The organism is Anaerococcus kampingae, assembly GCF_046365475.1.
In the GTDB taxonomy this organism is placed as follows: domain Bacteria; phylum Bacillota; class Clostridia; order Tissierellales; family Peptoniphilaceae; genus Anaerococcus; species Anaerococcus kampingae.
In genome coordinates, this window is sequence record NZ_JBGMEF010000043.1 from 20119 (window position 1) to 32505 (window position 12387).

Sequence of the window (12387 nt, forward strand, 5' to 3'; positions counted from 1 at the left end):
CAATCCATAAATATTCAAAAATGGATAACAAACTAAGCTAATAGCTGTTCGTAGTAATTCTAGTAGCTAAGCAGTCCTAATAGATCTCTCGACTCCGCTCGAGAAAAGGGGCAATTAAGGAAGCTCGAGAGCTTCCCACACCCTCTCCCATTTCGAGCTCTGCGAGAAATCTCATGGTTATGTGTATATAGGGTTCAGTAACTACATCGGCATTAGCTAAATACACCAACCCTTGCATCGACCGAAGTGGAGATGCCTAACGGGGTAGTAAGAAGCCAATAATAGACAATGGGCAACAATCCGTAAATATTCAAAAATGGAAAAAATCTAAACTAATAGCTGCTCAAAGTAAATCAAACACCCAAGCAGACCTAATAGATCTCTCGACAAGCTCGAGAAAAGGGGGCAAAGAAGGAAGCTTCTAAAAAGCTTCCCACACTCCTTTCCTTTTCGAACGTATGTGAGGGCAAGCCCGTCCGGCTCGTGGAGGACCTCATGGTTCTGTGTATAAAGGGTTCTGTAACTACATCGGCATTAGCTAAATACGTTTCCCTTGCATCGACCAACGTGGAGATGCCTAACAGGGTAGCAAGAAGTCAACAACAAACTAAGGGCAACAATCCATGAATATTCTAAAAAGGGAAAAAAGGAAGCTTATAAAAAGCTTCCCGCACCCTTCCCATTTCGAGCTTTGCGAGAAATCTCATGGTTCATTGAATAAAGGGTTCTGTAACTACATCGGCATTAGCTAAATACGCTTACCCTTGCTTCGACCAGCACCCCTTGCATCGACCGAAGTGGAGATGCCTAACGGGGTAGCTTGTAGTCAACAACAAACCAAGAACACCAATCCACAAATATTAAAATTGGAAAAAACCCAAGGGCAACAATCCACAAATATTCAAAATCGGATAAAAACCCAAGAACAACAATCCACAAATATTCAAAATTGGAACAACCCAAAAACAACAATCCATAAATATCAAAAATGGAAAAATGGGCGACAAAGCCCACAAAATCAATAATTATTAGGCCCACAAAAAGCCTATGATTATATAAAACAAATCGCCGCATCTACTGGGCGAAGAAGACACTTGCCCAAAAAGCAAGAAAATATGTCAAAATTCCCGAAACTATGGTATAATAGAAAAAAGGGAAATGCTTTCAAAAAAGGATAAAACCCCAAAAGAAAGCAACCGGCAATACGCCACAAAAAATAGACAACCCGTCCCCATTTATAGAAGGCTAAAAGGTACATAAACCAAAGCCCCTATAAGCAGCTGGCCCACCAGCACGAAAGGCAAGCCGCTAGCCTAAGCAAGCCCGTCCGGCTCGGAGAGGACCCGTGCGGAGCACTCGCAGCGAAGCGAGAACAAGCCCGTATGGCCCTTAGAGGACCTCTATAGGAGTGTCAAGCAGTACGGAATTGCAGAACACAGCGACACTGACAAAAAATAAAAAAGGAGAATGATATGAAAAGAAAAATTTTGTCATTATTAACAGCATTCGCAATGGTATTCGGAATAATAGCCGCACCATTCACAAGTGCTAGTGCAGCAGGCGATACTGAACTTAAGCAAACTACAACTAAGGTTACAGTTCATAAGCTTATTCCAGCAGATAAAACAACTACTGCAGCAGATATTAAAGCACAAATTGAAGCTTTAACTGGAGATAACAAATATACTGGTCAAAAATTAGATTTAGCTACAAATGTTAACAAAGCTAAAGAAATTAAAGACGTATATTTTGTTTGGACTGACAAAGACAGAAAAGTTATTGATACTGATGGTAGAGTAGTGAATCCTGAAATTCAATTAACTGAAGATGGAAAATTACCAGAAGGAAAAACAATTCCAACAAATGCTTTAGCAGGATTAACAGGCAAAGAAGGTAAAGAATTTGATACTTCAAAATTACCAGCTGGTGAATATCATATTTATGAAATTCATAGTTTGTCAAAATATGTTGGTGAAAAAGGTGAAACACTTACAGGTACTTTAGCTGTTCCGGTTGTAATCAACCTTCCATTAAATGACGTAGTAGAAGCTCACGTATATCCAAAGAACGTTCAAGATCTACCAAAAATTGATAAGAACTTTGACAGCGAGAATAATGGTGAAGCAACAGGAATTAAAAACACTGAATTTACTGATACTTCAAAAGATGTAGAAATAAAATTAGGTACAAACGAACAAGATAAAGACCAAAGAGAAAAGGGTACTGCTAAGAAACAACTTGGAGATAAAGTTCCTTACAAAGTTGTAACTGAAATTCCAAAAGATGCTAAATATAAAAAATTAGTATGGACAGACCAAATGACAGAAGGTCTAAAATATAACAAAGACTTAGCTGTAACACTTGGTACTGAAACTCTAACAAAAGGTACACACTACACAGTTATTAATACTGACAGAGGTTTCACTCTTAAGTTTACAGAAGCCGGACTTACAAAAGTAGAAGAAGCAGCAAAAACTGCAGCTCAAAAAGTTACTCTAAAATATACTGCAACAATTACAGCTAAAGCTGTTCCAGGAAAAGAAGATGCCAACGATGTAGCATTTGATTACGGAAACAAACCTGGTAATAAATCTGAACCAAAAGAAGGTCAACCAAATAATGGTGAAATCAAAGTAGAAAAATCATGGGCAGTTGATGGAAAAGAAGTAACAGAAGCTGATAGAACTGTAAAGGCATTATTTACTCTTCAAGTAAAAGAAGGTGATGAATGGAAAGATGTTGATTCATACGAAGCAACAAGTGATGAAAAATTCAAACACACATTTACTGGACTAGACAACAATAAAACATATAGAGTTGTTGAACAAGTATCTGGATATGAACCAGAATATGTATCATTTGAAAATGGTGTTACAGTAATTAAGAATACTAAAGATAGCACTAATCCTAATCCACTTAACCCATCAGAACCAAAAGTAGTAACAGGTGGTAGAAAATTTGTAAAAGCTGATCAAACTGACGGCACAAGACTAGCAGGTGCTAAATTCAAAGTTAAAAGAACTGTTGGCGATGAAGTTAAATTCTTAAAAGAAAAAAATGCAAAAGATATTCAAAAAGCTATAGCTGACTACAAAGCAGCAGACAAAGAATATAAAGATGCAGTTGCAAAATTAACTCAAGATAATGATGGCAAAATCACTTATCCAGAAGGCATGAGTGCAGCTTCTATTAAAGCCTTAAGAGAAAAAAGAGATACAGCTTATGCTGCAGCAAACATTTCTTACGAATGGGTTGAAGAAACAAATGCTACCGAGTTCACATCTAATGATAAAGGACAAGTAGAAGTTTATGGTCTTGCTTATGGTGAAGGTTACACATTAGTAGAAACCGCTGCACCAGCAGGCTACGGAACTCCAACAAATAATGAATTCCCATTCACAATAGATAAAGATTCTTATGACAAAGATGCAAATGGCGTTGTATACGAAGGAACAGATAAAGTAGTTGATAAAGCACAAGGCACAGACGCTATGAGAATTAACAACAAGAAAGTAACAATCCCACAAACAGGTGGTATTGGTTCACTAGTATTCATCGCAGCAGGTCTTGCAATCATGGGCGGAGCTTTCATAGCTTACAGAAGAAGCCAAGCAACAGCTTAATTAAGAATTAAGAAAAAATAAAAACCTTATTGGTCAGTACGTACAATAAGAAAAACACAAAGCCACAAGGGGCCTCCCGCCCCTTTACTTTGTACCTACGCACTTTATCAAAATACTAGTGAGTTGTTTTAACGTATACGTTATATACAGTGTAAATATTAACATAGTAAATATAAATAAGATAAAGTAAAAATTAGATTATCGTGTGACCAGTTGATAATGAGAATTGGTATTGGAATTTATGGGTTTTAATATTTAATTTATATATTTAAGAGCGTTTATAAGAGGTAAATATGCAATATTTTGATTTTCATTTTGATAAGGTTAATTTTAAGATTGATTAGTTGAAAACTAAGCTAGACTATTATTACTAATGAGTATAGATTGACTGCAGAAGAAGACCAGCTATCAAATGTCAAGAAAAAATCAAAAAATAATTAATCTTGTAATTTACGGCACGTCAAATAAGCCTAAAATTTAGGCTTAGAAATTATGAATTATGATAACTAAATATTAGGGATATAAGCTTTGTTATCCCTTAAAACGGCAAATATTATGTTTGTTAGCTTTCTAGCAATTGCACCAATAGCTGTACCATGAGCCTTTCCTCTTTGTCTGAGTTTTTGATAATACAAGGATAAGGCAGGATCTTTAAATGCTGCAACATTAGCAGCAATCCAAATAGCACGTCTAAGATAAGGAGAACCACGTTTAGATATTTTAGTGTCAGTAGCATTGAAATTTCCTGATTGTTTAACTACAACATCTAAGCCTGCATAGGCAACTAATTGGCTAGCTTTTTCAAAACGTGAGATATCACCAATTTCTGAAAATATAGAAGCGCCTAATATATCGCCTATTCCTGTGATAGTTGTAATAACGGGACATAAATAATTTAGCATAGAAGAAATTTCTTCTTCAATATCTAATATTTGATCTTCTAGGAAAGAAATTTGATTAATAATTTGTTTAATTTGAAAAGAAAAAGATTTTAAAGCAAACTTAATACCAAACGAATTAGAAGCCTTATCTTGAATTTCTTTTGCTTTATCAATACCAAAACGACCTTTGCTACATTTTGATAAAAGTTCAGCAAGTTCATTAGGAGAAATAGAAAGAATATCCTCAGGTAAAGGATACTTACTCAAAAGCTCTTTAGAAGTAACACCATAAATATTAGAAAAAAGTGAAGAATATTCTGGAAATACCTGATCTAATATAGCAACAAGCTTTCTTTTCCAATCACTAACTTCATCAACAAGAGCAAACCTGTATCTAGAAAGATTTCTTAAAGCAAAAGTATCCTCATCAGAAAAATGAGAAACTGAAAACTCACCAAACCTTAAAATTTGAGCTATGATAAAGGAATCAACCGAATCATTCTTGGTTTTTCTAATATACATTTTTCTAAAGGCATCTGATTGAATAGGATTGATAGCAATGCAAGTAAATCCTAAATCAATTAAGAAAGAATAAAGACTTACCCAATAATGACCTGTAGCTTCCATACCAATAATACAATTGTTAGATGAAAGAGAAAAAGAAGAAATAATTCTCTTAAACTTTTCTAAACCTCTAACAGAATTAGAAAAGGAAAAAGAACCAGTAACAAGCTTTCCATTAGAATCAATAATAGAAGCTTCATGGTTATTCTTAGCAATATCAATACCTACATAAAACATAAAATCACCTAACTCTAATATAAATTTAGATAGAGAAAGACCCCTCAGGAACTTTACGACAATCAAACCTCGTTAGACATACAGCAACAAAATGTGCTATCCAGCTCATACTGATAAGGACGTAAAGTAGAGGCGTAACCCTTTCACGGGAAGACAAGCTTCAAGGAGGTGAACTACGACCTCTATCTATACAATTATTATCCCATAAGAAAATGGGATTGAGAATAAAATGTAGTGTTTTTACTACATCTCCAATATACGAGGAGGTAGGTTATGAGATGGGGATCAGACAGGGCTTATCTAAAAAAATCGACTTATAATATTAATGTTGGAAAAAGTCTTTTTGAAAAAACAAGTGATCTACTTAAGTTTTTAACGGTTGTATTTGCACTTACTGGTGGTTTAATTTCTGTTATTGAAATGTATAGGAAAAATGAATGGGCTTTGGCCTATGCCGATTATTATGGGTTTCATAGGGCATTATCTTATGATAAAAATAGTAATTTAGGGCTTATCAGTAAAACATTAACCTTTATAATTTTTTTAGCATATTGTTTGCCTAGTATTATATGTTTTTTTAAGTGTAAGAATGTGAAGCTAGATGATCTTGATATTGTTTTATGTGCTCTTATGAATGGAATTGGAGTGTTTATATTTTTGATTAGTCTTGATTTAGAGAGCTTTTTTTATGATAAGTATCCTATAAATTATAACACAATTACCAACGATATCTATAAGGGAGTTCCTTTATTATTGTGCATTATAACATTTTTTACATTGACGATTAAGTTTAAGGATAAGAAATATATAAGAACTTCTCGTCTGAATCTAGATGATTTTAGGGATTATTATTCGACTACCTTGATTATAGCTAGCTTAATTGCTTCGTTTATTATATACTTAATATTACCAGGTTATACTAAGCCTAAGGATGTAAATACTTACCCAGTAGTTAAAAACTCTATCAGAGAAGACAAGACTTTTGATGTTTTGATATCTAATCTTGATGGGGGCAGGGCAATTTTTATGCCAGCTTCTATTGATGGTGAAAAAAAGGAGACCGATGGATTAAATGTAATAAAATTTACAAAATATAAATACTTTGTAGATACTCTTGATAAGAAAGAATTTATACTAACTACGTTTGCATATAATGAGGTAGAAGATTTAGGTGAGGATAATAATTTATTTGATATTTTGTATAAAGCTAATTAATATAGTACGAATTACAAGGTGGAGTAAATTAGTATGAATTTTAAAAAGAGAGTAGTTATTGAATGGATCAATGAAATTATAGACAAGATATATATTTATGATAAAGAAAAAGTTGAGATAGTTTGGAAATTTTATTGCTGACCTAGGATATGTTACTTATTGTATGTTGACTAATTGTATTCAATGATGGTAAAATATCAAAAAGTAATAGAGGTACTGTATAATGGATATTATAGAAGTTTTTGCTAAAAATGTTAAAAAATATCGAAATAAAATGGGTTTATCACAAGAAGCTTTTGCGGAAAAATCTGGCTTGCATAGAACATATATAAGTGCATTAGAGTGTAAAAAAAGAAGCATTGCCTTAGATAATGTACAAAAAATAGCAGATGCTTTGGATATAGAGCCATATTTATTATTCAAAGAATAAATAGTAAGAAGGGGATGGTATTAAGTGAATAGGTCAAATTATTTTAATTACATAGAAGAAAAATTAAATACTCTAGCATATAGAGTAGAAGTTAGAAGTAGACTAAATCTTTTGGAACTTAATATCCATTCGGAGAATTTTTTCGCCTATTTGTGTAATATCATTTTTGATTTAGAATTAGAAAATTTGAATTTCTCATATCAAAATATAGACGGAATAGATTTAATAGATAATAAAAATAAAGTTGTTGTGCAAGTTTCTTCAACTTGTACAAAAGCAAAAATCGAAAATTCTCTAAATAAAGAAATATATACTGAATATAAATATTATAGTTACAAGTTTATGTCTATTTCAAAGAGTGCATCTACTTATCTAAAAAACACTACTTTTAAAAATCCATATAATATGAAATTTGATCCAAAACAAGATATATGGGATGTTGGGTTACTCCTTAAAAAGATTTTTAACCAAAGAGTTTCTAAGCAAAGACAAGTATATGATTTTATAAAAGATGAATTAGGAAAGGATGTTGATTGCGTTAAAATTGAGTCAAATTTAGCTAAAGTTATTAATATTTTAGCAGCAGAAACACTTGATGTTAATGCAGCCTCACCAGAAATAAACTCTTTTGCCATAGAGGATAAAATTTCATTTAATGATTTAGAAGATGCTAAAGATATAATTGATGATTATAAAATCTTTTATCACAGACTTGATGAAATATACAGCGAGTTTGATAAAGAAGGTAAAAATAAAAGCTTCTCTGTGTTACAAGAAATTAGAAGACAGTATATAGAATTAAATAGATTAAAGAATACTCCTACGGATATTTTTTATGAAATAATTAATTGTGTTATGAAAGTCATAATTGAAAGTAGTAATTATATAGAAATGCCGATGGAGGAATTACAAATGTGTACGGATATACTGGTTGTAGATGCTTTTATTAGATGTAAGATATTTAAGAATCCTGAGGGATATAATCATGTTATTACCGGATAATATTCATCCTGAACTTAGTATTTATTATAATGGTTCTGTTATTTTAACAGAGCTTGAAAAAGAACCTGAACAAAAGCTTTTAGAATTATATCATAATGTAAAAAAATCAAATGACATGTCATTTTCCGTGTTCGTTTTGAGTTTAGACTGGTTGTATTTAATACAATCAGCTCAAATAAGCGAGAAGGGGGTAGTAAAAAAATGTTTATAGAAAAAATGAAAATTTCTACTAAAAATGAAACAATTCGAGAACTGAATTTTCATACAGGTATGAATTTAATAATTGATAACACTCCGTTAACAGATGACTTAAAATCAACAGGGAATAATGTTGGTAAAACAACAGTTTTAAAATTAATTTATTTTTGTCTAGGAGGAGAAGGTAAAGATATTTACACGGACGAAGAAAATAAAAATAAAGTGTATGAAGAGGTTAAAAATTTTTTGATAAATCAGGAAGTCTTAGTAACTTTAACCCTAACAAATGGATTTAATATACAAAAAAAAGAACGATTAGTTATTGAGCGTAATTTTTTATCGGGGAAAAATGCTATAAGGAAAATAAATGGTAAATCAATATTGAAAAAGGATTTTGAAAATGAACTATTAGCAAAAATATTTCCGGAACATAAAAACGAAAAACCATCTTTTAAGCAAATAATATCTCATAATATTAGATACAAGGATAATAGTATTAATAAGACATTAAAAACATTAAATTCTTTTACTACTGATGTTGAATACGAAACTCTATATTTATATCTTTTAGGTTGTGGATTTGATAGTGGAGCGAAAAAGCAAGCACTCACTAATAAGATAAAGCAGGAGAATGCATATAAAGAAAGAATTGAAAAAAAACAGAATAAGAACTCATATGAGGTAGCATTGGCTATCATTGACGATGAAATAATTGAGTTAAATAACAAAAAATCATTATTGAATATAAATGAAAATTTTGAAGAAGATTTAAATAGACTAAATGAAATAAAATATAAAATAAATAGAATAAGTTCACTTATCACTAAACTAGAAATAAGAAGGGATATGATCGTTGAAGCCAAAAACGAGATGGAAAAAGATAAATCTTCAATTGATTTAGAGCAATTAAGATTGTTGTATAGTGAGTCAAAAGAATATATCCCTAATTTGCATAAAACATTTGAAGACTTAGTTGCATATCATAATGAAATGATAGTCGAAAAAATTTCATTTATAACAAAAGAGTTACCAGCTTTAAGCGATAGAATTGAAAAAGAAAAGAGAACCTTAAAAGTCTTATTAAGTGATGAAAAGGAATTGTCACTAAAAATTTCCAAAAGTGATTCTTTTAATGATTTAGAAAATATTATTTCTGAAATAAATGAAAAATATAGATTAAAAGGTGAATATGAGAATACAATTTCACAAATAAACGAGGTTGATTCAGTTATCAAAGAAACAGAGAATGAACTTGAAAATATTGATGAATATTTATATTCTCCTGATTTTCAAAAAAAACTTAAAAAACAAATAAAGAAATTTAATAAATATTTTTCTTCTGTATCATATGAACTATATGGAGAAAAATATGCTCTGTCATATGAGATTGTTAATAATAAAAAGACAAATAAGCCGGTATATAAATTTAGTACGTTCAACTCAAATATGAGTTCAGGCAAAAAACAAGGAGAAATCCTATGTTTTGACTTGGCGTATATAATGTTTGCAGATGAAGAAGGAATATCCTGTTTGCATTTTTTATTAAATGACAAAAAAGAATTGATGCATGATAATCAATTGTCGAAAGTTGCGAATTTTGTTATGAAAAAAGATATTCAATTAGTAATTTCAATATTGAAAGATAAGCTGCCAGACGCTCTATTGAATAAAGCAAATGTTGTTGTAGAGTTATCACAAGAGGATAAATTGTTTAGAATTGAATAATTGTATAAAAGGGGCTGTTGCAGAATGAATAAATCGTCCCAAATCATTAGAGGAACCTCCACGAAAAGTCTCACATGCCGACAGGCTAGTCTCCAAGAGCCGACAGGCTTGCTTCATGGGCGGTGCTCTCTCGCTTCGCTCTACCACTCCTTGGAGGCCGCTCCACGAGCCGCGGGGGCTTGCTCCATACAAAAGAACCCAAGCTACAGCTTAATTAAGAACAATTAATTAATTAATTAAATAAAAACCTTATTGGTCAGTACGTACAATAAGACATCAAAGAGAGACTCCTAACCGAGTCTCTTTTAATATATCCTCAAATCTTAATACGATTCAACTTATAATAAAAACTTATATAAAAAAACATATTCAGTCCACATCCATTGATAATAATAATCTTTACAAATAGATGTGTGTATGAATCATGATTTAATAATCATCTGGGGGATTAAATTATATAATTTTTGCAGGAAGATAGCTAATGCCGGTGTAGATACAGAACCCTTTATTAACTTGTGCTATGAGGTCCTCTTAGAGACGGACGGGGTCTCGATGAGGCGACGGCCTAGTCTCCTCGCATACATTCGAAAATTGGTATCTAGTGCCTAAGTTGTTAATAGTTCATAAATTACTCTATTTCCTTTTTTGATTATTAGGGATTGTTGCTCTTAGTTCATTTTTGACTTCATACAGTACTTTTAGGCTTCTCGACCCTGCTCGAAGCAAGGGTAGGTGTTGTTATTTACCTAATGCCGATGTAGATACAGAACCATTTATAGACATGCCTATGAGGTCTTCCACGAGCTAGACGGGCTTGCCCTCACGTACGTTCGAGAAGGGAGTGTTGGGCTCTAAGTGTTATTGATGTATGGAGTTTTCCATCTATAGAGAGAACTTTTAGTCCATACCATGAGCCGAAGGTATGATCTCAGCTACCGCACCCCTCTGCAGTATGGGAAATTTTGCCTACCAGCATTTATTTCTCCAATAGTGTTAGTAAGTAACGTGGTTTATCATGTTTATTATTGGTTGAAACTGTTTTTGAGGCATTGTTGTTTTCATTATGTAGTTTTGATATGGTATAATGTTTATGAATATATGATTGTTATTGTGGGTAAAGGTTGGTTATTAAATTTGTTATAATCATTTTACTTAGTTGATTGTTTTAATAGCTGGATTTTATATATTAGGAATTATTATGGATTATTTTAAGAAAGATAATGTTATTTTGAAGATTCTATCTATTATTGGTGTTTCTTTTAATACAGTTTTTTTGCTTGCTATTTTAATATTAGAAATGAATTTATTTACTTTTATTCTTATATCTCTATGTCTTTTGGGGATATATTATCCTATTTTTAAGAAAAATAGAGCTTATAAGCTTCTAGAAAATATAGAGAATACTAAGAATGATGAAACTCAGTTAGTGAATGCGGGTCAAAAATCTGATATAGATATTGATTTATTTTCGAAGATTAAAGGTGATATCTTTGATAATATAGATTTAGAAATGAACAAAGAAAATGATATTAATCTTGAAATAATTGATGGTCTAAGATTAGAAAATATAAAATTAAATAATAAGATTAAAGAAATTAATTCTATTCATGGTGAAAAGATTAGGGCTTTAGAGAAAGAGAAAGAACTTTATATTGAACAAGTAAAAAGTCGTTATGAGGATAAGATTAATTCGCTTGAAAATCAGGTTGAAGATATGAACATATTGACTGATGAAAAACGAAATGAATTGAAAGAAGAAGCTCTTTATGAATATCTAAGCTTGATTAAAGATGATTATCATAAAAAATTAAATGAGGATAAGTATGATAATAAAGATAAGTCTGTTTACACATATGTAGCAGGGGTTAAGTATACAAACCCTTATGGTGAGAATAGGCAAAAGTTGATAAGAGAGTATGTGAAGGAACATCATGATATAAATTTATTTGATAAATATGATTATAATTATGTATCCAATAAAGAAATTGAAGAAGAAAGCGGATATGGATTTAGGAAAAAATATTATAAATATGAATTGGAAGAATTTGACACTATTAGATTGGTCAAAGAACCCGATAACCCTTATGATGAGAACGCAATAGCTATTATACATGAAGAAATGGGACATATTGGTTATATTCCAAGGGAAGATATAGATAAAGTGAAGAGACTTTTAGATAAAAATGAGAAGTTAGAATACAGACTCAAGTTTTATGGAGGTAGATACAAATATTTTGATGAATATGAGTGTAAAGTAAAAAGTGCTTCCACCACGTATTCTTTTAAGCTGTCTATTGAGTGTGTTTAAGTTTGAAAATAGGTTATTCTAAGTAGAATGATATTATAGAAAGTCGGTATAAAGACTCTAAACTTATACCATTTGGTCGGCATGGTGACTGAAAACCCATGTCCACTTTAGAGGATACTGTGAAAAACCATTTAGGGAGTGATTTAGGTCGCTCCCTATTTTTTTATAGGAGTAGTTGGTAGTGTTGAGTAAGTTTTTAAAAAA

The 12387-nt window shown here is 31.6% G+C and carries 9 protein-coding genes; 8 read left to right on the top strand and 1 reads right to left on the bottom strand.

The genetic code is table 11. The features are described from left to right. The first annotated feature begins 803 nt into the window (after positions 1-803). Positions 804-1025, top strand: coding sequence for a hypothetical protein (locus ACCQ42_RS09315; RefSeq protein ID WP_410035988.1), 222 nt, complete (start codon positions 804-806; stop codon positions 1023-1025). A gap of 447 nt (positions 1026-1472) precedes the next feature. Next, positions 1473-3623 carry an isopeptide-forming domain-containing fimbrial protein gene (locus ACCQ42_RS09320; RefSeq protein WP_410035989.1) on the top strand — a complete coding sequence of 717 codons (2151 nt, stop codon included), beginning with the start codon at positions 1473-1475 and terminating at the stop codon, positions 3621-3623. A gap of 506 nt (positions 3624-4129) precedes the next feature. Here the strand turns inward: ACCQ42_RS09320 and ACCQ42_RS09325 are convergent. After that, positions 4130-5305, bottom strand: coding sequence for an IS110 family RNA-guided transposase (locus ACCQ42_RS09325; RefSeq protein WP_410035990.1), 1176 nt, complete (start codon positions 5303-5305; stop codon positions 4130-4132). A gap of 273 nt (positions 5306-5578) precedes the next feature. Here ACCQ42_RS09325 and ACCQ42_RS09330 point away from each other — a divergent pair, with 273 nt between their 5' ends. From ACCQ42_RS09330 to ACCQ42_RS09355, 6 genes are all read left to right on the top strand, one after another. Further along, positions 5579-6520, top strand: a complete 942-nt coding sequence (locus tag ACCQ42_RS09330) for a hypothetical protein (protein WP_410035991.1) — start codon at positions 5579-5581, stop codon at positions 6518-6520. A gap of 223 nt (positions 6521-6743) precedes the next feature. After that, the gene (locus tag ACCQ42_RS09335) at positions 6744-6950 is read left to right on the top strand and encodes a helix-turn-helix domain-containing protein (RefSeq protein ID WP_410035992.1); all 207 of its coding nucleotides are present in this window, start codon (positions 6744-6746) and stop codon (positions 6948-6950) included. Between the two features lie 24 nt (positions 6951-6974). Then, on the top strand, positions 6975-7952 hold the full coding sequence (locus tag ACCQ42_RS09340) for an ABC-three component system protein (protein WP_410035993.1): 978 nt from the start codon (positions 6975-6977) through the stop codon (positions 7950-7952). After that, positions 7936-8163 (top strand): ABC-three component system middle component 6, encoded by a 228-nt coding sequence (locus ACCQ42_RS09345; RefSeq protein WP_037328424.1) that lies wholly within the window; start codon positions 7936-7938, stop codon positions 8161-8163. Before ACCQ42_RS09340 ends, ACCQ42_RS09345 begins: the two co-directional genes overlap by 17 nt. After that, positions 8154-9875 (top strand): DUF2326 domain-containing protein, encoded by a 1722-nt coding sequence (locus ACCQ42_RS09350; RefSeq protein ID WP_410035994.1) that lies wholly within the window; start codon positions 8154-8156, stop codon positions 9873-9875. The genes ACCQ42_RS09345 and ACCQ42_RS09350 overlap by 10 nt, the downstream gene beginning before the upstream one ends. 1198 nt (positions 9876-11073) lie before the next feature. Beyond that, a complete protein-coding gene (locus ACCQ42_RS09355; protein ID WP_410035995.1) occupies positions 11074-12183 on the top strand; it encodes an HIRAN domain-containing protein in 1110 nt (369 codons plus the stop codon). Positions 12184-12387: the final 204 nt, after the last annotated feature.

Bases quoted from the DNA above. Each gene is read 5' to 3' on its own strand.
- ACCQ42_RS09315 (WP_410035988.1), top strand. From the start codon at position 804: ATGCCTAACGGGGTAGCTTGTAGTCAACAACAAACCAAGAACACCAAT.
- ACCQ42_RS09320 (WP_410035989.1), top strand. From the start codon at position 1,473: ATGAAAAGAAAAATTTTGTCATTATTAACAGCATTCGCAATGGTATTC.
- ACCQ42_RS09325 (WP_410035990.1), bottom strand. From the start codon at position 5,305: ATGTTTTATGTAGGTATTGATATTGCTAAGAATAACCATGAAGCTTCT.
- ACCQ42_RS09330 (WP_410035991.1), top strand. From the start codon at position 5,579: ATGAGATGGGGATCAGACAGGGCTTATCTAAAAAAATCGACTTATAAT.
- ACCQ42_RS09335 (WP_410035992.1), top strand. From the start codon at position 6,744: ATGGATATTATAGAAGTTTTTGCTAAAAATGTTAAAAAATATCGAAAT.
- ACCQ42_RS09345 (WP_037328424.1), top strand. From the start codon at position 7,936: ATGTTATTACCGGATAATATTCATCCTGAACTTAGTATTTATTATAAT.
- ACCQ42_RS09350 (WP_410035994.1), top strand. From the start codon at position 8,154: ATGTTTATAGAAAAAATGAAAATTTCTACTAAAAATGAAACAATTCGA.
- ACCQ42_RS09355 (WP_410035995.1), top strand. From the start codon at position 11,074: ATGGATTATTTTAAGAAAGATAATGTTATTTTGAAGATTCTATCTATT.